26 protein-coding genes are annotated in these 19,602 nt (G+C 66.0%); 6 read left to right on the top strand and 20 right to left on the bottom strand.

Translation table 11 applies throughout. The features are described 5' to 3' along the window. The 4 genes from ACODS5_RS11045 to ACODS5_RS11030 all read right to left on the bottom strand — a co-directional run bounded on the left by ACODS5_RS11045 (window position 1) and on the right by ACODS5_RS11030 (window position 4,265). Window positions 1–1,509: an MDR family MFS transporter gene (locus tag ACODS5_RS11045; RefSeq protein WP_134692060.1), complete on the bottom strand. Its 1,509-nt coding sequence runs from the start codon at window positions 1,507–1,509 to the stop codon at window positions 1–3. Then, a complete protein-coding gene (locus ACODS5_RS11040; RefSeq protein ID WP_489108673.1) occupies window positions 1,499–2,635 on the bottom strand; it encodes an HlyD family secretion protein in 1,137 nt (378 codons plus the stop codon). Before ACODS5_RS11040 ends, ACODS5_RS11045 begins: the two co-directional genes overlap by 11 nt. A 114-nt stretch (window positions 2,636–2,749) precedes the next feature. Then, on the bottom strand, window positions 2,750–3,625 hold the full coding sequence (locus ACODS5_RS11035) for an alpha/beta fold hydrolase (protein WP_489108672.1): 876 nt from the start codon (window positions 3,623–3,625) through the stop codon (window positions 2,750–2,752). A 19-nt stretch (window positions 3,626–3,644) separates the two neighbouring features. Continuing rightward, window positions 3,645–4,265 carry a LysE family translocator gene (locus ACODS5_RS11030; protein WP_489108671.1) on the bottom strand — a complete coding sequence of 207 codons (621 nt, stop codon included), beginning with the start codon at window positions 4,263–4,265 and terminating at the stop codon, window positions 3,645–3,647. A gap of 275 nt (window positions 4,266–4,540) precedes the next feature. On the opposite strand from ACODS5_RS11030, the gene ACODS5_RS11025 reads away from it, so the two are divergent. Further along, window positions 4,541–5,020, top strand: coding sequence for a GNAT family N-acetyltransferase (locus ACODS5_RS11025; RefSeq protein WP_134692054.1), 480 nt, complete (start codon window positions 4,541–4,543; stop codon window positions 5,018–5,020). Here the strand turns inward: ACODS5_RS11025 and ACODS5_RS11020 are convergent. Then, window positions 5,002–5,442 carry a general secretion pathway protein GspC gene (locus tag ACODS5_RS11020; RefSeq protein WP_134692053.1) on the bottom strand — a complete coding sequence of 147 codons (441 nt, stop codon included), beginning with the start codon at window positions 5,440–5,442 and terminating at the stop codon, window positions 5,002–5,004. The two genes, ACODS5_RS11025 and ACODS5_RS11020, sit on opposite strands and share 19 nt — an antisense overlap. 117 nt (window positions 5,443–5,559) lie before the next feature. On the opposite strand from ACODS5_RS11020, the gene gspH reads away from it, so the two are divergent. Both gspH and ACODS5_RS11010 read left to right on the top strand, forming a co-directional pair. Then, a complete protein-coding gene (gene gspH, locus ACODS5_RS11015; RefSeq protein ID WP_489108670.1) occupies window positions 5,560–5,994 on the top strand; it encodes a type II secretion system minor pseudopilin GspH in 435 nt (144 codons plus the stop codon). Further along, window positions 5,991–6,584: a PulJ/GspJ family protein gene (locus tag ACODS5_RS11010; RefSeq protein WP_489108669.1), complete on the top strand. Its 594-nt coding sequence runs from the start codon at window positions 5,991–5,993 to the stop codon at window positions 6,582–6,584. The genes gspH and ACODS5_RS11010 overlap by 4 nt, the downstream gene beginning before the upstream one ends. Here the strand turns inward: ACODS5_RS11010 and ACODS5_RS11005 are convergent. From ACODS5_RS11005 to ACODS5_RS10995, 3 genes are read right to left on the bottom strand one after another with little or no spacing between them, the layout of a single operon-like run. After that, window positions 6,577–7,485: a FecR family protein gene (locus ACODS5_RS11005; RefSeq protein ID WP_134692050.1), complete on the bottom strand. Its 909-nt coding sequence runs from the start codon at window positions 7,483–7,485 to the stop codon at window positions 6,577–6,579. The two genes, ACODS5_RS11010 and ACODS5_RS11005, sit on opposite strands and share 8 nt — an antisense overlap. 29 nt (window positions 7,486–7,514) lie before the next feature. Continuing rightward, window positions 7,515–8,057: an RNA polymerase sigma factor gene (locus tag ACODS5_RS11000; protein ID WP_134692049.1), complete on the bottom strand. Its 543-nt coding sequence runs from the start codon at window positions 8,055–8,057 to the stop codon at window positions 7,515–7,517. Beyond that, the gene (locus tag ACODS5_RS10995; protein ID WP_256660276.1) at window positions 8,054–8,701 is read right to left on the bottom strand and encodes a secretin and TonB N-terminal domain-containing protein; all 648 of its coding nucleotides are present in this window, start codon (window positions 8,699–8,701) and stop codon (window positions 8,054–8,056) included. Before ACODS5_RS10995 ends, ACODS5_RS11000 begins: the two co-directional genes overlap by 4 nt. A gap of 159 nt (window positions 8,702–8,860) precedes the next feature. On the opposite strand from ACODS5_RS10995, the gene ACODS5_RS10990 reads away from it, so the two are divergent. The 3 genes from ACODS5_RS10990 (at window position 8,861) to ACODS5_RS10980 (ending at window position 10,257) form a co-directional block, all read left to right on the top strand. After that, a complete protein-coding gene (locus ACODS5_RS10990; RefSeq protein WP_489108668.1) occupies window positions 8,861–9,175 on the top strand; it encodes a hypothetical protein in 315 nt (104 codons plus the stop codon). An 89-nt stretch (window positions 9,176–9,264) separates the two neighbouring features. Then, window positions 9,265–9,552 (top strand): hypothetical protein, encoded by a 288-nt coding sequence (locus ACODS5_RS10985; RefSeq protein WP_134692047.1) that lies wholly within the window; start codon window positions 9,265–9,267, stop codon window positions 9,550–9,552. Window positions 9,553–9,642: 90 nt separating this feature from the next. Next, on the top strand, window positions 9,643–10,257 hold the full coding sequence (locus ACODS5_RS10980) for a Yip1 family protein (protein ID WP_489108667.1): 615 nt from the start codon (window positions 9,643–9,645) through the stop codon (window positions 10,255–10,257). Between the two features lie 15 nt (window positions 10,258–10,272). Here ACODS5_RS10980 and ACODS5_RS10975 read toward each other — a convergent pair whose 3' ends face one another. From ACODS5_RS10975 to ACODS5_RS10920, 12 genes are all read right to left on the bottom strand, one after another. Then, the gene (locus tag ACODS5_RS10975; RefSeq protein ID WP_489108666.1) at window positions 10,273–10,533 is read right to left on the bottom strand and encodes a DUF1652 domain-containing protein; all 261 of its coding nucleotides are present in this window, start codon (window positions 10,531–10,533) and stop codon (window positions 10,273–10,275) included. Between the two features lie 175 nt (window positions 10,534–10,708). Continuing rightward, a complete protein-coding gene (locus ACODS5_RS10970) occupies window positions 10,709–11,644 on the bottom strand; it encodes a DNA-3-methyladenine glycosylase family protein (RefSeq protein WP_489108665.1) in 936 nt (311 codons plus the stop codon). Window positions 11,645–11,686: 42 nt separating this feature from the next. Then, on the bottom strand, window positions 11,687–12,592 hold the full coding sequence (locus tag ACODS5_RS10965) for a LysR family transcriptional regulator (protein ID WP_134692043.1): 906 nt from the start codon (window positions 12,590–12,592) through the stop codon (window positions 11,687–11,689). A gap of 829 nt (window positions 12,593–13,421) precedes the next feature. Beyond that, window positions 13,422–13,661, bottom strand: coding sequence for a hypothetical protein (locus ACODS5_RS10960; RefSeq protein WP_489108664.1), 240 nt, complete (start codon window positions 13,659–13,661; stop codon window positions 13,422–13,424). Window positions 13,662–13,813: 152 nt separating this feature from the next. Next, window positions 13,814–14,455: an urease accessory protein UreG gene (gene ureG, locus ACODS5_RS10955; RefSeq protein WP_134692041.1), complete on the bottom strand. Its 642-nt coding sequence runs from the start codon at window positions 14,453–14,455 to the stop codon at window positions 13,814–13,816. A gap of 10 nt (window positions 14,456–14,465) precedes the next feature. After that, on the bottom strand, window positions 14,466–15,140 hold the full coding sequence (locus tag ACODS5_RS10950) for an urease accessory protein UreF (protein ID WP_489108663.1): 675 nt from the start codon (window positions 15,138–15,140) through the stop codon (window positions 14,466–14,468). After that, on the bottom strand, window positions 15,140–15,685 hold the full coding sequence (locus tag ACODS5_RS10945; protein WP_489108662.1) for a HupE/UreJ family protein: 546 nt from the start codon (window positions 15,683–15,685) through the stop codon (window positions 15,140–15,142). Before ACODS5_RS10945 ends, ACODS5_RS10950 begins: the two co-directional genes overlap by 1 nt. A gap of 15 nt (window positions 15,686–15,700) precedes the next feature. After that, on the bottom strand, window positions 15,701–16,174 hold the full coding sequence (ureE, locus tag ACODS5_RS10940; RefSeq protein ID WP_489108661.1) for an urease accessory protein UreE: 474 nt from the start codon (window positions 16,172–16,174) through the stop codon (window positions 15,701–15,703). A 52-nt stretch (window positions 16,175–16,226) separates the two neighbouring features. After that, window positions 16,227–17,930: an urease subunit alpha gene (gene ureC, locus ACODS5_RS10935; RefSeq protein ID WP_489108660.1), complete on the bottom strand. Its 1,704-nt coding sequence runs from the start codon at window positions 17,928–17,930 to the stop codon at window positions 16,227–16,229. Further along, window positions 17,927–18,244, bottom strand: a complete 318-nt coding sequence (locus ACODS5_RS10930; RefSeq protein WP_134692103.1) for an urease subunit beta — start codon at window positions 18,242–18,244, stop codon at window positions 17,927–17,929. The genes ureC and ACODS5_RS10930 overlap by 4 nt, the downstream gene beginning before the upstream one ends. Window positions 18,245–18,254: 10 nt before the next feature. Beyond that, complete coding sequence (locus ACODS5_RS10925; RefSeq protein ID WP_011533326.1) at window positions 18,255–18,557, bottom strand: urease subunit gamma; 303 nt, start codon at window positions 18,555–18,557, stop codon at window positions 18,255–18,257. A 10-nt stretch (window positions 18,558–18,567) separates the two neighbouring features. After that, window positions 18,568–19,401 (bottom strand): urease accessory protein UreD, encoded by an 834-nt coding sequence (locus ACODS5_RS10920; protein ID WP_134692036.1) that lies wholly within the window; start codon window positions 19,399–19,401, stop codon window positions 18,568–18,570. Window positions 19,402–19,602 lie beyond the last annotated feature (201 nt).

The raw sequence follows: 19,602 nt of genomic DNA, 5'->3' as shown, positions 1-19,602 counted from the left end.
TCAACGGCTGCGCAGCAACAGCGACGCCGCGGCGCAGCCGAGCAGGGCCACGCACGACAGGTAAAAGGCATCCGAGTACGCCATCAGATAGGCCTGCTCGCGCACGCTCTGGTCGATCAGCGCCAAGGTCTGCATGACCTCGGGCGATTGCGGGTCGACCATCCCCCCCGGCAAGCGCTGCTGCAAAGCGCCGTCGAACAGGGTCAAGGCCTCGCCCACCCGCACCGAGTGAAAGCGCTCGCGCTGCGACACCAGTTGCGTCAACAACGCCGTGCCCAGTGCGCCCCCGAGGTTGCGCAACATCGAGATCAACGCCGAGGCCGAGCCGGCCTGGGCCTTGTCCAGGCCCTTCACCGCCAGCACCGACAGCGCCACCATGATCAGCGGCTGGCCGATGCCACGCACCACGGTGGAGGGAATGATCACGTTGCTGCCTGAGTCCACCGTCAACTGCGACCCCAACCAGCAGCCCAGGGCCATGATGGCGAAGCCGCTGGCCACCAGCAGCTTGGCGTTGAGCCAGCGCATCAGCCGTGGCAGCAACGGCGCCAGCAACAACTGCACCAAGCCATAGGCGATCAGGCTCTTGCCGATCTCGCTGGCACTGTAGCCCTGCACCAGTGACAGGTAGTTGGGCACCAGGAACACCAGGCCGAAGGTCGCCGCGCCGAACACCGCCATGGCCAGGCTCGACACGCCGAAGTTGTAACTGGCCAGCAGGCGCAGGTTGATGAACGGACGCGCGCCCCACAGCTGGCGCTGGATGAACAGCGCCAAGGCAATGACCGCGATCACGCTGAAGCTGGTGATGAAACGCGAATCGAACCAATCCTTGCGCCCGCCCTCTTCCAGCACGATCTGCAATGCCCCCAAGCCCAGGGCCATGGCCGCGATCCCCAGCCAGTCGGCCTGGCGCAGGGCGCTGCGATCGCCGGCCTGGCCCTTGATCGACCAAGCCACCGCCGCCAGCAAGGCCAACCCCGGCGGCAGCTGCAAGAGGAAGATCCAGCGCCAGGAGTACAAGTCGGTGAGCCAGCCGCCGATCGACGGCCCGGCTGCCTGGGCCACGCTGTTGGACAGGCTGAACAGCGCCATGCCCAGGGCGATGCGACTGGCCGGCAGCTCGGTGATGATCAGTTGCATCGACAGCGGGATCAGCACCGCCCCCGACGCGCCCTGGATCACCCGCAAGCTGATCATCGCCTCCAGGCTCGGGGCCAGGGCGCAACTCACCGAACTGGCCAGGAACAGCGACGAGCCCACCAGCATCACCCGGCGCAAGGAGAACACCTGCACCAACCAGGCGGTCAGCGGGATCATGCTGATCTCCGCCACCAGGTAGGCGGTGGAGATCCACGAACCTTCCTCGAAGCTGGCCCCCAGTGCGCCTTCGATCTCCGGCAGCGCGGCGCTGGTGACATGCACGTTCATACCGGCCATGAAGCAGCCGAACAGACCACCGATCACCGCGACCCAGGCGCGAGTGGAAACCTTTTCCTCAGCGCTCATCGCGGGCCTGCCGGGTATCCACGGTGGCAATCACCGACATGCCAGGCAGCAGCCGCGGCGTTTCTTCACTGTCGGTATCGAGTTGGATACGCACCGGGAAGCGCTGGACGATCTTGGTGAAGTTGCCCGTGGCGTTGTCCGGCGGCAGCAGCGCGAACACCGCGCCGGAACCCGGCGAAAGGCTATCCACGGTGCCGTGCCAGTGCCGCCCGAAGGTGTCGACCTCGAGGGTCACCGGCTGTCCGGGGCGCATGTGCGCCAGCTGGGTCTCCTTGAAGTTGGCCACCACATACGCCTGGCGCACCGGCACCACGGCCAGCAAGGGCAAGCCTGGGGTGACGTACTGCTGCTGGCGCACCTTGCGCTGACCCACCACGCCATCGAACGGCGCACGGATCGCAGTATCGGCCAGGGCGCTACGGGCCAGGTCCGCTTCGGCATGCGCCTGGTCGAGGTCGGCCTGGCGTTGCAACAACTCGGCCTGCAACTGCTTGCCTTGCTCGGCCAACACCGCCTGGCGCGCCTGCTGGCGAGCCAGTTCGGCATCGGCGGCGCGCTGCAGGGCCAGGGCCTGGATATGCGTGGCCCGCGCCTGCTCCATGCGCTGCACGCTTGCCGCCTGCCATTGCGCCAGGCGCTGGTAACGTTGCCAGTCGGCTTCGGCACGCTGCGCCTCGCCACGGCTGCCGCCACGTTCGGCAGCGGCGCGGGCGATGGCCTGGACCTGCTCGTGCTGCTCGGCGGCAAAAGCACGCAGGCGCATGGCCTGCACCTGCAAGGCGGCTTCGCTGACCGCCAGGCGTGCCTCGGCCTTGCGCAGGCGATCGCGAAAATCGCGCTCGTCCAGGCGTACCAGCAAATCGCCCGCCTTGACCGTGGCGTTGTCGGCCACCGCTACCTCGGCGACGTAGCCGCTGACCCGCGCGCTGACAGGCGCCCAATCGGCCCGCACATAGGCGTCGTCGGTTTGTTCGAGGAAACGCCCATCGAGCCACCAGTAACCGCCATAGGCCGCTAGTAGCAGCCCCAACCCGCTCGCCAGGCCCAAGCGCAGCAAGCGCTGGCGGCGCTGGGCAGGGGATTGCTCGAGGGTGTGCTGGGGATCTGGGCTGACCGCCTGGTTCATGCTGGGCTCCGTCCGATGGGGAGCCTCAGGGTACGCAATCTGCGACTGTCGTTCGCGCGCGATAAGGGCGCTGATCGTCGTGAAATGGACATCAGCGCTTTACGGCGCAACGCATCAATGCGCCATCAGAAACGCCAGGACCTGCTCGGCCGCGGTAACCGGGTCCTCTTGCATGAAGCAATGCCCTCCCGCCACCTGCCGAGCGTTCACCTGGTGGTTGAGCGCGGCCAGACGCTGCGCCGAATGCGGCACGAACGGATAGGTATGCTCACCATACAGAATCTGCGTTGGCGTCTGGATGCTCGTCAATTGCCGCCACATCCGCTCGGGATACGAACTGAAGATCTCCACCTCGCGGCTGGGCCGGCACTTGAGTACCACCGCCTCGCCGCAATCGCCGATGGCATGGGCCACATAAGCCTGCAGCGCGGCATCGCTCCAGCCCTTGAAGATCCCCCGCCCTTGCAGCGCAGCGTGCGCCGCCTCACGGTCGGGCCAGTGGCTGCGGCGGCTTGCGGCTTTACGCGCCAGGGCATGGCGACGATGCAGGCCAACCAGCGCGGCCGCGCCCATCACCCCGAGCATGCGCCGGCTGAACAACACCGGGTCGAGCAGCACCGCGCGCTGGAACAGGCCCGGCTCGGCGGCCAGCATCAACCCGGTCAGCACCCCACCGAAACTGTGCCCGACAGCCAGGTACGGCACCTCACCGTATTCGCCACGCCCGGCCTGGAACGCCTCCAGCGCCAACGCCGCCGTGCGGTTCCAGCCGCGGAACGGGCCGCCATGGTCGCTGTCGCCATGCCCCTGGACATCGCTCAGCCACAGGTCGAAATGTGCCCCCAGGCGCAGCAGCAACGGCTCATAGGCCAGGCTGCAGAAACCGTTGCCATGCACGAAGTGCAACAGTGGCCGGCCGCTGGCCGGTGTGCGCCAACCACGCAGGGTGAAGCCTTCGGCGCAGTCATGGGACCAGGGAATCAACTCCATCTACAGCACTCACCGACATTCAGGAAAACGTCGATTCTACAAACAGCAGTGGATAGAGCGAAATCACCAGCAACACGGCCATCGCGACATTGAACAGCACCACCGCGCGCGGATTGCGCAATAGGTTGCGCAAGGCGCTGCCAAACATCACCCAGACCCCGACACTGGGCAGGTTGACCAAGGCAAATACCACCGCGATGACGACGACGTTGAACACATAACCCTGGGCCGGCGTATAGGTGGTGATCGCCCCCACGGCCATCACCCAGGCCTTGGGGTTGACCCACTGGAACGCCGCCGCGCCCCAGAACCCAAGCGGTTTGCGAGTACCCTTGGCGTCGCCCGACAGCGGCCCGGAGGTGGCGATCTTCCAGGCCAGGTACAGCAAGTAGGCCGCGCCCGCATAACGCAGCACGGTGTACAGCGCCGGCCACAGCTTGAACACCTCGCCCAGCCCCAGCCCTACCGCCAGCACCATGACCATGAAGCCGACGCTGATCCCCAGGGCATGCGGGATCGAGCGGCGCACGCCGAAATTCACCCCCGAGGCCAGCAGCATGGTGTTGTTGGGGCCCGGGGTGATGGATGAAACGAAGGCGAACAGCACGAAGGCGCTGAGCAGATCGAGCGAGGCAAGCATGGCGGTGTATTCCGGAGGGGTAGTTGTGTTGCCACACTAACGGAGCCACACGGATCGTGACCGGTACAGTTTATAAAAATTGCACAGATACACATTATTGATATGGTCGCGATCACCGTAGGAGCCGGCTTGCCGGCGAACACTGGCGCCGCCGGTGCCAGGCTGATTCATCAGCAAGGCTGGCTCCTATGGGCCTGAAGAGGCACTGGCGCGGCACCGGCCAATTGCATGACACTGCCTGTCGCCCCCAGAGCCTTGCACAAGGAAGCCAAACCATGAGCCTGACCATCCGCCGCGCAGCACGCACCGATGCCGCGCAGATCCTTGCCTTCATCACCGAACTGGCCGAATACGAGCGCGCCCGCCACGAAGTGGTGGCGACCCTCGCCGATATCGAGCACAGCCTGTTCGACGCCGGTAGCACCGTGCATAGCCTGATCTGCGAACGCGACGGCCAGGCGATCGGTTTCGCCGTGTATTTCTACAGCTACTCCACCTGGCTGGGGCGTAACGGCATCTACCTCGAAGACCTCTACGTCAGCCCCCAACAACGCGGCGACGGTGCCGGTCGCCAGTTGCTGCGGCATATCGCTAGAGAAGCGCTGGCCAATCACTGCGGGCGCCTGGAATGGAGCGTGCTGGACTGGAACGAACCGGCCATCGGTTTCTACCAATCCCTGGGCGCCGAGCCACAGGACGAGTGGATCCGCTACCGCCTGGACGGCGAGCGCCTGCGTCAGTTCGCCGAAGGCTGAGGCGCTTCGCCCCAGAACGATGCCTGAGCCAGCACCGGCACCTCGACCCGGCGGCGCTGGCCAGCCTGTTCGATCAGCAACCCGGTACGCTCGATGGCGACCAGGCGCACGCCGCGCGCCAGCTCCTCGCCACTGCGTACCGCGCGGGCCGGGCCACCGTCGAGGCTGACGATGGCCACCGCGCCCTGGCTGCCAGCCATCACCCCGCTGACGCTGATCTGCAGTTGCAGCGGGATATCCGCGAACCAGCGCGCCGCCGGGGTCTCGCTCAACGGCACCGCCATCACCGGCTCAGCCGAGGCGGCCGACGGCGCTGACGGCAGCAGCAGCGCAGCCCAAGTCACCAACCCGGCGGCGGCAACCAACACGCCCAGCCCTTGCAACAACAGACCGGGGGACAGCTTGAGACGAACAATCGGCATGGTCACGCGCTCCTTGTGGGCCTGTGCCCGAGCATAGCGGGCAATCCTCACGGTTTTGTTTCACATCGCGATCATCTTGCTCGGGCAAGCTGGCAGGCATGGACAAGGAGCGCTGCCGTGCCAGGACAACGTGGTTTCACCCTGATCGAACTGATGGTGGTGCTGGTGATCGTCGGCATCGCCAGCGCCGCCATCAGCCTGAACATCCGCCCCGACCCGGGCAAGCAGCTGCGCGCCGATGCCGAGCGTCTGGCCCGCCTGTTGCAGTTGGCGCAGAGCGAGGCCCAGGCCGATGGCCAGCCGCTGCGCTGGCGCAGCGACCGCGAAGGCTACCGCTTCGTCCGCGCCGACGGCCAACCGCTTGCCGACGGCCCGCTCAAGCCGCGACGCTGGCAAGCCGACGCGGTCAGGGTGCAGGTCGAGCCCCCGGGGCCGCTTTGGCTGGACGGCGAATGGATCGGCACGCCGCTGACCCTGCACCTGCGCAGCGGCGCCGTGCGCATGGACCTGGCACGCAGTGCCGCTGGCGCGCTCAGGGTCAGCCAGCCATGAGGCACCAACAAGGCTTCACCCTGCTCGAAGTGATGATCGCCATCCTGCTGATGGCGGTGGTCAGCCTGATCGCCTGGCGAGGCCTGGACAGCGTCAGCCGCGCCGATCGTCATGTGCGCCAGGCCAGCGAGGACAGCCAGGCGCTGCAGCGGGTCTTCCAGCAACTGGAGCGCGACCTGGCCCTGCGCGCCTCGGTCGAGCTGCTGGAGCCACCGCTGCCCGGCCGCGAAGCGCCCGGCAAACCGCTGCTGCCTGCCTTGCGCGTGCGCGCCGAACGCCTGGAGCTGGTGCGCGTTGGCGCCGTGCCCGGCAGCGGCCTGCAACGGGTGCGCTGGTTCGTGCGGGGCGGCACCCTGTACCGGGCCGCCGCGCCACTGCGTGCGCATTACCCACTGCCAGCACCAAAGGCTGCAGTAGCGGTACTGGACAACGTGACAGCCTTCAACCTGCGGGCGTGGCAGGCCAAGGCGGGGTGGCAGGCGCCAGGCGGCGAGGCGCGGGATGATCCGCCAGGGCTTGAAGTGCGCTTGCACTGGCGCGGCCCACAGGGCGAGGAGCGCTACCGCCAGGTGCTGGGGCCGTTCAACTGACCAGGACCACGCCGCCGGGCAACTCCAGGCAACGTGCGCCATAAGCGGCGCGGATCAGCTCGGCGGCCTGGGGCAACTGGTCGAAACTGAATCGGGCCTGGACCCGACGTCGGCCCAGGCTTGGGTTGAGCAACACCAGGCGCCCGGGGCGGTAGCGGTTGATCTCGTCGATGACCTGGGCCAGAGGGGCATCGCGCAACACCAGCATGCGCTCGCGCCAGGCCATGACCTGGCTGGCATCGAAGGCCCCGGCGACGCCAAGACCCTGGGCATCGTAGCGCAGCTGGCGCCCCGCCGGCAGCACCTCGGCTTGGCCCTGGGTGGCGATACGCAACTCGCCACTCAGGCAGGTGACGCAGACGCCACCCTCATCCTCGCGCACGTTGAAGCGGGCCTGCTCGGCATCGATCAGCCCCTCCCCGGCCCGCACCTGCACGGCCCGGCGGGCCTGCACTTCGATCTCGCCACGCAACAGGGCAATCCCGTGCGCCTCACGACCGACCTGGGTGCGCACGTTCAGCTCCAGCTCGACGCCGGGGGCCCACTCGATGCGGCGCTGCTCACCCGCCTCGGTGGCAAAGGCCGCCGGCGCCGACGCGAAGCCTTGCAGCCAACCGCCACGCCACATCACCAGCGCCGCCGAAGCCGCCACCGCGCCACCGAGCAGCGCCCGCCGGCTCAGCGTCGGCAGCGGCACCACCTGGCGGGCCTGGCGCGCCGCCGGGCCCAGCAGTTGCCACAGTTGCCGGGCCTGGACGAACGCCTCGGCATGCGCGGGACTGCGTGCGCACCAGTGCCTGAGGGCCTTGGCATCGGCCTCGGTGGCCTGGCCGGAAGTCAACCGAACCAGCCAGTCCAGGGCCTGGCGCTGCAAGTCGGAATCGGGCGCAATCTTGGGCATGGTGCTCACATGAATGGGTCGACTATTGATCAAGACGGTTTTCCCGCGCCTGGACCGAAGCGCTGAAACACTTTTCTGTCCAGGCGCGCCGCGCAGTGGCCCAGCGCCGCCTTGAGTTCCTTTTCCACCGTGCGCGTGGATATGCCGAAGCGCTGGGAGATTTCCAGGTGCGAGGCCTCTTCCAGGCGCGCGGCAATGAAAATCCGTCGCCGCCGCGCCGGCAACTCGTACAAGGCGCCCATCAGGCTCTGGATCTCGCGCTGGCCGCCGACGATACGCGCCGGGTCCTGGTCCTCGCCAACCTGCAGCAAGGCCTCCACTTCGGCGCCGGTGAGCAGGCGCGCGTCGGCCTCGCGGCGATCGGCGGCGACGTTGAGGGCCATGCGATACAGGTAGGCGCCGGGCTTGTGCACATCATGCACGGCCTCCAGGCGATCGACCCGCAGGTAGGTCTCCTGCAGCACATCGTTGGCCAGGTCGTCCGAACCCAGCCGGCGTTTCAGGCGCACCCTGAAGGCGTCGTAGGAGGACAGAAACAGTTTGATCAGCGCACTGTCCCGGGGTTTGTTCATGCCGCCGCAGCTCCTTGCGAAAATGGGCAATCCATGGGTACCGGGCGCAACAGCAGGGTTACCGGCTGCGCCAGGGATGTTGGCGGCGCCTCTTCTAGGCGTACCGCACGCATGCGTTCGATCACCGCGGCGTCGCGCAAGGGATCACCGGTCGAAGCCAGCAAGCGACTCTGCAGCAACTGGCCGCGACCATCGATCCAGACCTGCAGGGCCGCTCGGTAACCACCCGGCCGGGTCAGCGTCGAACCGCACAGGGCCCTTTCCACCGCCTGCTGCAACGCCAGGGCGTAACCGCCTGCCAAGCCGCTGCCCTGCCGCTTGCGCGGTGCAACGTCGTTCAACCGCAACGGTTGCACGGTAAAGCCACCACTGCCGCTGTAGCGTGCCTGTAATCCAGTGCCCTGCAACAAGCGTTGCAACCCCTCACGCGCGGCATAACGCCCACGTACAGAGCTCGAGCGCTGTCCGCCCACCAGGGCTTGATCGACCAGCACTGCCAGGCCGCTTTGCCGGGCGAAGCTGTCCAAGGCCTGGTCCAAGGCTTGTGCCGGAATGTCCAGGGTCAGCAACGGCTGGCCGCGCAGCGGAGTCGCAGCGAGCGACCAGGCCAGCATCAGCGCACCGGCCACGAGCAATGCACGCACGGATGAACGGGCCTCCTTGCTGGCCGCAGTCGCCGGGAAGACGTCATCCTGGGGCCTGTGTATGACGCTGTGGTGACAGCCCACCGCAACCAAAGCTTCACCCCGCCCCGGGCCCGCGGGGGCTAGACTTGCGCCAGGATTCGATCGAGGAGCCGCACCATGAGCCGGTTATTGCTCACCACCCTTGCTTTGCTGCTGGCCGCCACCGGGCCGGTGTTCGCCGAGCAGCGCGAACCTGCGCAAGGCTGTATCGATGTGCAAGTCGGCCAGGCACGTGCGCTGGCCTACGGCTGCCTGACCGAACAACTCAAGGGTGGCGCCGCGCAGGCGGCCAAAGGCCTGCGCGAACAGCTCGACCCGGCGCGCCAGTTGCAGCGCAAGGCCCCCAACCAGATGGGGCTGGCCACCCCGGCGGCAACCTCGACGCGCATGGGTAATAGCTTTGGCACATCGGCAGTGCCGCAGCGCCCGTAAGCCGCCCAACGGCATTGAAATAATTTGAACACCTTCCTGCGCCAGGCTTCCAATGATTGATGTATCGCCTCTTTCATCGGGAGCCCGCCATGAAGATGTCCTGCCGTGCGCCCTGTGCCTGCCTGGAGCTGGACTTCGTCCGTGACACCTTGTTCGGCCCAGTAGCGCAGCGCGCCGCCTGTCAGGTGCAGGTGGCAGCCCTCAACCTGCAGGGGCGCCCGGCCCTGCGCCTGCATATCGAACCGCCGCTGCCGGGCAAGGTGGAGCGCGCCCACAGTGTCGCGTTCGTCTGGGAGGGCCGCAGCTACCACGGCGTGGTCCGCGACCATGTGCGCTGCGGCGACGGCGGCCTCAACCTGCTGCTGGAGCTGCAATAGCCGATCAACGGCGTTAAGCCCGGCTGAACCCTGCCGCGAACCCGCGTCTCCATAGCACAAAGGCAGTGCATGCCTTGCGAGGAGAACACCATGAACAGCCCATTGCTCAAGCTCTTCACCCACCCAGCCGACGCCTGGATCGAGATCCGCCGGGCCGAGGAAGACCACCCGCAGCAATACTTGCCACGGCTGCTGGTGCTGGCGCTGATCCCGGCCCTGTGCCTGTTCGTCGGCACCAGCACCTTGGGCTGGAGCCTGGCCACCGAGGCACGGGTACGCCTGGACGTGACCAGCGCGGCGCAGTTGGCCGGGCTGCTGTACGCCACGACCGTGGTCGGGGTGATGTTGATGGGGGTGATGATCCGCTGGATGTCGCGCGGTTTCGATGTGCAACCGAACCTCAATCAATGCATCGGCTTTGCCGCCTATTGCGCCACGCCCTGGTTCTTCGCCGGGGTGGTGGGCCTGGTCCCGGTGCGTTGGGTGGCGGTGGTGGCGTTGCTGGCGGCGTCGGCCTATGCCAGCGTGCTGCTGTATGGCGGCCTGCAAACCTTCCTGCGGCTACGCAAGGAGCAAGCCATGCTGTTCGCCACCTGCATCTGGGGGGTGGGGCTGTTGCTGCTGGTCACCCTGCTGGTGTCGATGATCCTGTTCTGGTTCAACGGCCTGATGCCTGAATATGTGCGCCCGGCCAGCCTCGGCTGACCGGGCTGTCGCCGCTCAGGCAATCGCCTTGAGCGGCTGCGGCTGGCCGTGACGCTGCTCCTTGAGCTGGGTCACCAGGCCAACCAGGTCGCGGCAACTGTTGAGGCTGGTCACCGGCACCCCGGTGACAGTCAGGCAATCGTCCAGGCTCTGGCCCTGGCCCAGGCGGATAGTGAGGTATTCGCCATCCGGGCAGCTCACCTCGCAGCGATCGGGCAGGCAGGCCTGTTCGATCATCTGCCGCATTTCAAGCATCGAAACGCCAATCAACGACATGGTACGTCCCTCTCTGTCTGGCCTGTTGTGGGTGATTACGCCCCGGCGACGGTCCCTTCGCCCAGGCTATGAAGAGCAGCGCAATCCTCTTGCACCTTAGTGGAAGATCCTGGTCGCAGGCAGCTCGTTCGACCGACAGTCCCGCTGATCCGACAGGTGGTCCAAACCCGACCGCTTACCTGCCCTGGCGACCGCTTGCCGGGGGAAAGTCGGCCAACGAGGCCCACAAGTGCTGCGCCGCATAGGCACGCCAAGGGCGCCAGGCCTGGGCGCGTTCGGCCAGTTGTGCCAACGGGCCCTCATGCAGGCGCAGGGCCTTGACCAGCGCCACGTCCCCCAGGGGCAGCGCATCGCTATCGCCCAGCTGGCGCAAAGCCAGGTAATGCGCGCTCCACGGGCCGATACCCTTGAGCAGGCACAAGCGATTGATAGCGCGCTCAAGCGGTTGGCCCGACCGCAGCAAGTCGGGCTGAACGAGCAAGGCCCTGGCCAGGGTCGATAAGGTCATTGCTCGCGCCTGGGGCATGCCCAGTCCGGTCAACTCAGCCACCGCCAGTGCTTCGACGCCGGGAAACACATGGCTCAAGCACGGCTCGGCGGCGCGCAATGGCTGCCCATGTCGAGCCACCAGCCGGCCGGCCAGGGTCATGGCGCCGGCGACACTGATCTGCTGCCCCAGCACAGTGCGCATCGCCTGCTCGCAGGGCTCCCAGCCCTTGGGCACACGCAGGCCCGGGCGGGCGGCCAGCAAGCGTGCCATCAACGGGTCGGCGCAGAGCGCCGCGGCGATCCGCGCGGGCTGGGCATCCAGGTCGAACACGCGGCGCAAGCGAGCAATCAACCCAGGAACTTGCGCCGGAGCCACCCCGCTCAGACGCACCCGAAGGCACACCCCCGGCTTGGCCTCGAGCACGCCATGGCGCCCCGCCCAGACGAAACTGCGCCGATAGACACCCTCCAGGCAGCTCTCGATACCGGGAATACACCTCGCGGCGAAGAACGCCAAGGTCGACGGCCAATGATAGGGTCGCTGGTAGCGCAGCCAGAGCCACTGCGGCCCCTGCGCAGACAGGCTACGCCGGACGGCATGCAAACCGGTGAATCGAGTCATGGGCGCATCATCTCGGCTGATTCTGTTCCCGGCAAGCCTGCGCTACCCACTGGCCAGTTGCTCCCGACAAAAAGCCACGAACAACTGCGCCGGCTTGGTCAATTGCAATCGCTTCAGATGGGCCGCAGCCAACCCCGACAAGGCCACCGGCTCGGCAATATCGAGGGTCACCAGGCGCTGCCCGTCATAGGTGAATTCAGAATGAGGCCGGGTGACCAACAGCGAAAACCCAAAGCCTTGACCAACCATCCCGCGCACCATTTCGATCGACGGTGAGCTGAAGACGATGTTCGGCGTCAACCCAAGGTCATTGAACAGGCTGACGAAGTAGGTACGGCTCGGCGCCACGTCGAGCAGGATCATCGGTTCCGGGCACAGGTCGCGTAGTGACACCTGGGCCTGGCCGGCGAAACGATGCTTCTCGGGCAGCAGCACGTAGGGCTTCTGGGGCGGCATGAGCGGTTCGGTCTCGATGGTGCCGTCCAGGTCATGATCATAGAGAAAGGCCAGGTCGAAGGTGCCGGCCGTCAAACCCTGAATCAGGTCCTGCTGCTCACCGTCGCGCAGGCGGATGTCGACTCCCGGGTAACGTTCACGAAAACCGGCGATCAGCCGCGGCAGGTATAGCGGTGCCACGGTCTCGAAGCAGCCGATATCGATCTGTCCAGCTACGGTGTCGTTGTCGGCCAGGGCGTTCTGCTCGAATTCATGGGCCATCTGCAGCAACGCCCGGGTCTTGGCATAGAAACGCTTGCCACCTGGGGTCAATGAGACGCCCTGGGCATGATGGCGGATGAACAGTTGCACGCCAAAGCTTTCCTCCAGGCTCTTGATCGCGGTGGAAATCGATGGCTGGGCGATATAAAGCTGACGGGAAGCCTCGGCCACGCTGCCAGCCTCGACGGTAGTGACGAAGTACTTGAGTTGACGCAAGGTATAGGAGGCCATGGATACCTCTCTGGCGCGGGGCACGGCATCGGTTTTTCTGTCACTTTACCTCGACGCCTAAACCTGAGGCAGATCACGCGACCAAGGATTTGCCTATGCCTTGAGCACATTTGCGCTGTCCCTCGGTTGCCGCCCACCGAGCAGCTCCGTCAACTGCCAACCCGGCGCTCGACAGGACGGCCTTGCACAAAAGACCCCGTCCGTGGCGATACGGACGGGGGTTAATCCACCTAGGGCGCTAGTCGATCGTTAACGATCAGTCAAAATCCCAGGCAGGCTGGCAATGGCCCACTGGCGTCGGGTAGGTACCTTCCGGGCAATTGTCTGGCCAATCACCCGCCAGGGCGACTTGGGTCAGACCAGCAGTGGCCAGAAATGCGATCAGTGCAAGGCGTTTCATCATGTAATCCTTCTGTAGTATTTGTTGGGGCTGCTGCAGATGAATTTTCTCAATCCTTTCCGCCGTCAGCCCGACAAACTTTACTTACATCACCGACTACATTCCTTCGCCAAAGCCTGGTGCAACGACTGGATATCTTCCTCTGTCGTGCACGAAGCCCGTTCAATTCAATGGCGATGGTGTTTTAGTCCTGCACTGGTCTACCGCAACGCTGTGAAGTTTCCTACAACGCGGGCCAGGGAGCGCATTGAGCGAGGCGTTCCAGACACCGGAAAACGCATTCAGGGCAGCTGACAGGCTCAATGCTTAGGTGCTTCGCGCATGCGCGTGTGGAACACCGAAGGGCTCAGGTTGGGCGTACTCGAACCCAACCTGACGAAGGGAACGCAGGCGAAGAGCCTCGCCTGCGGCACAGCATTGTCACAAGGCTCAGTCGAACTCGAAGAATGGCTGGCAATGCCCAACCGATGTGCGCAAGGTATCGTCCGGACAGTCCATCGCGGTCACACCACCGTAGTGCCCGAGCCCCGCTACCTGCGCGGCATTGCCACTCGCCGACGCAGGCGGGGTAAAGGGTGAAGGGAGAATTGCCTGCGGGGCGCAGTCATCAGGCTGTACCTGAGCTGAGTTTGCGACAATCCATAGGGCGATCAATGCCATGGTATTCATGTTAGCGTCCTTGAGTCAGTGAACTGGCGGCAAGGTACGCCGCCACCCCCGATGACTCTACCTCCTCAGCCAAACCTATGAAGCTGGCCCTGCGCCCTCAAGCGGGCCGCCGTTTACGCACGATCGCGTGGGCAACACCCCGATCGCTTGACCTAAGCGCCTTCGCGCCGACGACGCCCTACCCCGAGCATCCCTCGCTCAACGATAAAATCGATCACGGCTTGCAAGCCTTCACCCTGCTTCAAATTGCTGAAGGTCCACGGCCGTTCAGGGCGCATGCGTCGTGTGTCGCGCGCCATCACCTCCAGCGAGGCCCCTACGTAGGGCGCCAGGTCGGTCTTGTTGATCACCAGGAAATCCGATTTGGTGATGCCCGGCCCACCCTTGCGCGGAATTTTCTCGCCCTCGGCGACATCGATCACATACACCGTCAGGTCGGCCAATTCCGGACTGAAGGTGGCACTGAGGTTGTCGCCGCCACTCTCGACAAAAATCACCTCGAGGTTGCCAAATTTTCGCGCCAGGGCTTCGACCGCGGCCAGGTTCATCGAAGCATCCTCGCGGATCGCGGTGTGCGGACAGCCGCCGGTTTCGACGCCCACTATGCGCTCGGGCTCCAGGGCGCCAGCCTCAGTGAGGATGCGCTGGTCTTCCTTGGTGTAGATGTCATTGGTCACCACGGCGATCTGGTACTCATCGCGCATGGCCTTGCACAGGGCTTCGAGCAGTGCGGTCTTGCCGGAGCCGACCGGGCCGCCGACGCCGACACGCAGGGGTTGCTGGTAGTTTTGCATGGGGCAATCCTCAGGAACGGAACAAACGGGTGTATTGGGTTTCGTGGCGTGACGAGGCAATCGCCAGCAGTGGCAGGCCACCACCGAGCTGGCCGTCCTGCAGCATCAAGGCTTGATCGAGCACGCCGGGCAGTTCCGCGCCCAAATCGCGCAACAGCGTCTGGGCGGCTTGCTGGCCGAACGGCACCAGCTTGACCCCAGCCATCACCGCCCCTTCCAACCAGGCATAGCCATGGCCGAGGGCAAGCTGGCGCAGCGGAATCGCCCAATGCGCGCCCAGCCAGGCCATGCCACCGAGCTGGCTGAGTTCGAGACTGGAGCGCCAGGCCGGCTCCTGAGCCAACTGCCAGCCTTCGAGCAGCCGCGCCAGGGCGCTGCCGCGCTGGCACTCTTCCAGGCGCAGCTCGGCGGTTTCACGGTTGGCCAACAGAAAGCGCGTCCAGTAGGCGAACGCTTGTGCATCATGCGCCTGGCAGGCTTGGTAGAGGCGGGCCAGCACCGGCCAATCGAGACAGCCCAGGGTGTCGCGTAATTGCTCACGCTGCCAGGCGGCAAAGCCCACGGCGTCGCTCACCCAACCGGCCTCGACGGCCCACTCCAGGCCTTGCGAATAGGTAAAACCGCCCACCGGCAGCCCTGGGCTGGCCAGTTGCAGCAGGCGCAGCAGCGCCAGGTCGCTGTGCATCAACCGGCCAGCACCAGCGCGGCACCGGCCAGCAGGCCGCCACCGAAGGCTTTCTGCAACCCCGGGTGACGCCGCAACAGGCAACCGCCAGCGAAACCTGCCGCCAGCAACAGGCCACTGACGGTGACGAAGCCGGCGCTGAACAGCCAGAACGCACTCGGGGTGGCCTCCACGCCATGGGCCCAGCCGTGGAACAGGGCGAACACCGGCATGATCAGCGACAACAGCCACTGGCGGCTGGGCAACAACAGGGCGGCGGCGGCCACCAGCAGCGAACTGACAATCATCTGCTCCATGCCGATCACGTTGCCGAACAGGTGGCCGCACACGGCGCCGCCGAACATCGCCGCCAGGGTCGCCAGCGGCAAGCTCAGGGGGCGCCTGGTCAGGGCGGCGAGCGCGCCGGTGCCCAGCAGCATCAGCAGATGATCAAGGCCAGTGAGCGGGTGCAACAAGCCATCCTGCAACGGGTTGGCATCGTGCCCTGGGTGGGCGAAGGCCGGCAGGGCCACCATCAACAGCAAAAAGGCCAAGGTCTTTTTCATTGCAAGCTCCAAAAGTCAGGCAGGTGCATTCAGGCGCACGAACGGGTGGTCGTGGTTGTGCGCGGTGCTCTGGTAGGCGCCAGCCTCGGGCTCGAACGGCGCCTGTTCGGCGGCGACGCTCAGGCCTAGGCCACGCAGCATGTCGTCGAGTACATGGTCGTGCTGGTAGCGCAGCAAGCCCGGCTCGATCTGCAGCGGCACATGGCGATTGCCCAGGTGATAGGCGGCGCGCGCCAGCAGGTGTGGGTCGGCGCAGCGCACTGTCGACACCGCTTCGGGCGCCGCCAGCACGCGAATCACCTGGAGGCCATCGGCATCGGCGAGCAGTTCGCCGCCGCGCAACAGGTGGCCGCGTTCGAGCATCAGGCCGGCTTCGCGGCCATCGTCGAGGGTCACGCGCAGGCGGCTCTTGATACGGCTGTCGACACTCAGGGTGACGCTGCCGGTCACCCCGGCAGCGGCGCTGAGCCTTTGGGTCAGTACGATCATGTTCACTCCTTCAAAACAAACCAGAACGTGAAACGTTGATTAGCTAGCTCCCTCAGAACAGGAAGTAGCGCTGGGCCAGCGGCAGTTCGTGGGCCGGCTCGCACACCAGCAGTTCGCCATCGGCGCGCACCTGGTAGGTTTGCGCGTCGACTTCGATCCGCGGTTGCAGGCTGTTGTGGACCATGTCGGCCTTGCGTACCCGCCGACAGCCATGGACCACGCCGATCAGGCTGCGCAGGTTCAGCTCTGCGGCCAGGCCACGGTCCATGGCGGCCTGGGGTAAAAACGTCATGCGCGTGGCATGGCGCGCCGCGCCCAGGGCGCCGAACATCGGCCGGTAGTGCACCGGCTGCGGCGTGGGGATCGAGCCGTTGATATCGCCCATCGGCGCGCTGGCGATCATCCCGCCCTTGAGCACCAGCGCCGGCTTGACCGCGAAGAACGCCGGCGCCCACAGCACCAGGTCGGCAAGCTTGCCCACTTGCACCGAACCCACTTCATGGGCGATGCCATGGGTCAGCGCCGGGTTGATCGTGTACTTGGCGATGTAGCGCTTGACCCGGAAGTTGTCGCTAAAGTCGTTGTCCGGCGCCAGCGGGCCGCGGCGCAGCTTCATCTGGTGCGCCACCTGCCAGGTACGCAGCACCACCTCGCCAACCCGGCCCATCGCCTGCGAGTCGGAGGAGGTCATGGCGAAGGCGCCGATATCGTGGAGGATGTCCTCGGCGGCGATGGTCTCGCGACGGATGCGCGACTCGGCAAAGGCCACGTCCTCGGCGATGCTCGGGTCCAGGTGATGGCAGACCATGAGCATGTCCAGGTGCTCGTCGACGGTATTGACCGTGTACGGCAGGGTCGGATTGGTCGATGACGGCAACACGTTGGCCTGCCCCGCCGCACGGATGATGTCCGGGGCGTGACCACCACCGGCACCTTCGGTGTGGAAGGTATGGATGGTACGTTCGCCGATGGCGGCCAGGGTGTCCTCGATGCTGCCCGATTCGTTGAGGGTGTCGGTATGGATCGCCACCTGGATGTCCATTTCCTCGGCCACGCCCAGGCAGCAGTCGATGGCCGCTGGAGTCGAGCCCCAATCCTCGTGCAGCTTCAGGCCCACGGCTCCGGCGTCGATCTGCTCGCGCAGGGCCTCGGGCCGCGAGGCATTGCCCTTGCCCAGCAGGCCGATGTTGATCGGCAGGCTGTCGGCGGCCTGGAGCATGCGCGCCAGGTACCAGGGGCCAGGGGTGCAGGTGGTGGCGTTGGTGCCAGTGGCAGGCCCGGTGCCACCGCCGATGAAGGTGGTGATGCCGCTGGTCAGCGCTTCCTCGACCTGCTGCGGGCAGATGAAATGGATATGCGAGTCGATGCCGCCGGCGGTGACGATCTTGCCTTCGGCGGCGATGATCTCGGTGCCCGGCCCCACTGCAATCGTCACGCATGGCTGTACATCAGGGTTACCGGCCTTGCCGATGGCGGCGATGCGCCCGTGCTTGATACCGATATCGGCCTTGACGATGCCCCAGTGGTCGATGATCAGGGCGTTGGTCAGCACCAGGTCCATGGCCTCGGCGGCCAGCATCTGGCCCTGGCCCATGCCGTCGCGAATCACCTTGCCGCCGCCGAACTTGACCTCCTCGCCATAAACCGTGAAGTCCTGCTCCACCGCCACCCACAGCGCGGTATCGGCCAGGCGCACGCGATCGCCGACGGTGGGGCCGAACATATCGGCGTAGGCCTGCCGGGAAATACGGCTCATGCCCTGCCCTCCAGCGCGCCCATCACCTTGCCCTGAAAACCATGCACCACACGTTTGCCAGCATAGGCCACCAACCTGACGGTACGGGCCTGGCCCGGCTCGAAACGCACCGCGGTGCCGGCCGGGATGTCCAGGCGAAAGCCGCGGGTCGGCGCACGCTCGAACACCAGGGTGTGGTTGACCTCGAAGAAGTGGTAGTGCGAACCGACCTGCACCGGGCGGTCGCCGTGGTTGGCCACGCTGACGCTGAGCGTCTGGCGGCCGACGTTGAGTTCGATGTCGCCGGCGGCGACCTGGATTTCTCCGGGAATCATGGGCAGCACCTCAGACGATGGGGTCATGCACGGTCACCAGCTTGGTGCCGTCAGGGAACGTCGCTTCGACCTGAACGTCGTGGAGCATCTCGGGCACACCGTCCATCACTTGCTCACGCACCAGTACTTCGCGGCCCAGGCTCATCAGCTCGGCCACCGTGCGGCCATCGCGAGCGCCTTCGAGCACCGCGGCGCTGATCAACGCCACCGCTTCCGGGTAATTGAGCCGCAGGCCACGGGCCAACCGACGCTCGGCCAGCAGCGCGGCGGTGAACAACAGCAGTTTGTCTTTCTCTCTTGGGGTCAGTTCCATGGCGGCTCTCTCAGGTGGCCCAGATGCGCGGCGGGCACGGCGCCAGGCCGAGCACGGCCGGGCGCAGCAGGTGCCAGAGGCGCTGCAGGTTGTGTTGCAGGCGTTGGTTGTCGTGGTCGAGCAGGCGGATCACCAGCAGCGGGCCGAGCAAGGTGGCCCCGGCCGGCGTCGGCAAGCCATCGAGCAACTGGCGGACCCGTTCCAGCACGTCTGGGTCGGCGGGCGTGGCGCAGAAGGTGGCGAGCAAGGGGTGGCCAGCGAGCTTGCCCAGGTGGCCACCCTCGATGCGCAGCCGCTCGTGCAGGCCAGGTTCGTCGGGCAGCTCGATGCACAAGCGGCTGTCCAGCGCGCCCTGGGCGAAATCCTCGTTGATCACCGGACGGCCCAGGCACAGGGTTTCCCAGGCCAGCAGGCGGGCACCGGGCTCGAGGGTGAAACGGCTGTCGAGGCTGGCGCGGGCGCCATTGAAGAAAATGCTGTCCTGGGGCAGCCACTCCAAGGTGCTGCCGGCCTGCAGGTGAAAACGTTGGGCCAGGCGCGCGGTCGGGCCGACGCTACGGTAGAACTTGCTGGCTCCCGGCATGGTCAACAACGCGTGGCTGCCCGTTTCGAGGTGGATATCCAGGTCCAGCCGGTCACCAGCAACGATGCCGCCTGGTGGGTGCAGCACATACACATGGCACGGCGCGCCTTCGGGATGGAACGGGCGCTGCACCAAAAGAGGTCCGACATGGCGCTTCGCACCAAGGCGGGTCACCCCCTCGCGCAGGTTGAAGCGCAACTGCAGGTGGGCACTCCAGCCTGGGTCTGCCTGCGGTGCTTCGATCCGTTGCCCCAGTGTCATCCTGCTACCCCTGAAATCCGTGGCCTGGCGGCCGGCCGGAGGGTCATGCGCCGGTCGCGCGCTGGCGCGCCGGGTTGACCACTCGATCAAATTCGCTGGCTGGATATAGCAGGGAGCGGGCCAACTGCGCAGGTGAACGCAGATGAAACTTGCGAACCGCCGGTCAGTGCGCCTTGCCCTGCCGTAGAGCCCGCGCGACAC

This window comes from Pseudomonas sp. FG47 (assembly GCF_057809115.1).
This window is presented reverse-complemented; position numbering and strand designations above follow the sequence as displayed.

Bases quoted from the DNA above. Each gene is read 5' to 3' on its own strand.
- ACODS5_RS11045 (WP_134692060.1), bottom strand. From the start codon at position 1,509: ATGAGCGCTGAGGAAAAGGTTTCCACTCGCGCCTGGGTCGCGGTGATC.
- ACODS5_RS11040 (WP_489108673.1), bottom strand. From the start codon at position 2,635: ATGAACCAGGCGGTCAGCCCAGATCCCCAGCACACCCTCGAGCAATCC.
- ACODS5_RS11035 (WP_489108672.1), bottom strand. From the start codon at position 3,625: ATGGAGTTGATTCCCTGGTCCCATGACTGCGCCGAAGGCTTCACCCTG.
- ACODS5_RS11030 (WP_489108671.1), bottom strand. From the start codon at position 4,265: ATGCTTGCCTCGCTCGATCTGCTCAGCGCCTTCGTGCTGTTCGCCTTC.
- ACODS5_RS11025 (WP_134692054.1), top strand. From the start codon at position 4,541: ATGAGCCTGACCATCCGCCGCGCAGCACGCACCGATGCCGCGCAGATC.
- ACODS5_RS11020 (WP_134692053.1), bottom strand. From the start codon at position 5,442: ATGCCGATTGTTCGTCTCAAGCTGTCCCCCGGTCTGTTGTTGCAAGGG.
- ACODS5_RS11010 (WP_489108669.1), top strand. From the start codon at position 5,991: ATGAGGCACCAACAAGGCTTCACCCTGCTCGAAGTGATGATCGCCATC.
- ACODS5_RS11005 (WP_134692050.1), bottom strand. From the start codon at position 7,485: ATGCCCAAGATTGCGCCCGATTCCGACTTGCAGCGCCAGGCCCTGGAC.
- ACODS5_RS11000 (WP_134692049.1), bottom strand. From the start codon at position 8,057: ATGAACAAACCCCGGGACAGTGCGCTGATCAAACTGTTTCTGTCCTCC.
- ACODS5_RS10990 (WP_489108668.1), top strand. From the start codon at position 8,861: ATGAGCCGGTTATTGCTCACCACCCTTGCTTTGCTGCTGGCCGCCACC.
- ACODS5_RS10985 (WP_134692047.1), top strand. From the start codon at position 9,265: ATGAAGATGTCCTGCCGTGCGCCCTGTGCCTGCCTGGAGCTGGACTTC.
- ACODS5_RS10980 (WP_489108667.1), top strand. From the start codon at position 9,643: ATGAACAGCCCATTGCTCAAGCTCTTCACCCACCCAGCCGACGCCTGG.
- ACODS5_RS10975 (WP_489108666.1), bottom strand. From the start codon at position 10,533: ATGTCGTTGATTGGCGTTTCGATGCTTGAAATGCGGCAGATGATCGAA.
- ACODS5_RS10970 (WP_489108665.1), bottom strand. From the start codon at position 11,644: ATGACTCGATTCACCGGTTTGCATGCCGTCCGGCGTAGCCTGTCTGCG.
- ACODS5_RS10965 (WP_134692043.1), bottom strand. From the start codon at position 12,592: ATGGCCTCCTATACCTTGCGTCAACTCAAGTACTTCGTCACTACCGTC.
- ACODS5_RS10960 (WP_489108664.1), bottom strand. From the start codon at position 13,661: ATGAATACCATGGCATTGATCGCCCTATGGATTGTCGCAAACTCAGCT.
- ureG (WP_134692041.1), bottom strand. From the start codon at position 14,455: ATGCAAAACTACCAGCAACCCCTGCGTGTCGGCGTCGGCGGCCCGGTC.
- ACODS5_RS10950 (WP_489108663.1), bottom strand. From the start codon at position 15,140: ATGCACAGCGACCTGGCGCTGCTGCGCCTGCTGCAACTGGCCAGCCCA.
- ACODS5_RS10945 (WP_489108662.1), bottom strand. From the start codon at position 15,685: ATGAAAAAGACCTTGGCCTTTTTGCTGTTGATGGTGGCCCTGCCGGCC.
- ureE (WP_489108661.1), bottom strand. From the start codon at position 16,174: ATGATCGTACTGACCCAAAGGCTCAGCGCCGCTGCCGGGGTGACCGGC.
- ureC (WP_489108660.1), bottom strand. From the start codon at position 17,930: ATGAGCCGTATTTCCCGGCAGGCCTACGCCGATATGTTCGGCCCCACC.
- ACODS5_RS10930 (WP_134692103.1), bottom strand. From the start codon at position 18,244: ATGATTCCCGGAGAAATCCAGGTCGCCGCCGGCGACATCGAACTCAAC.
- ACODS5_RS10925 (WP_011533326.1), bottom strand. From the start codon at position 18,557: ATGGAACTGACCCCAAGAGAGAAAGACAAACTGCTGTTGTTCACCGCC.
- ACODS5_RS10920 (WP_134692036.1), bottom strand. From the start codon at position 19,401: ATGACACTGGGGCAACGGATCGAAGCACCGCAGGCAGACCCAGGCTGG.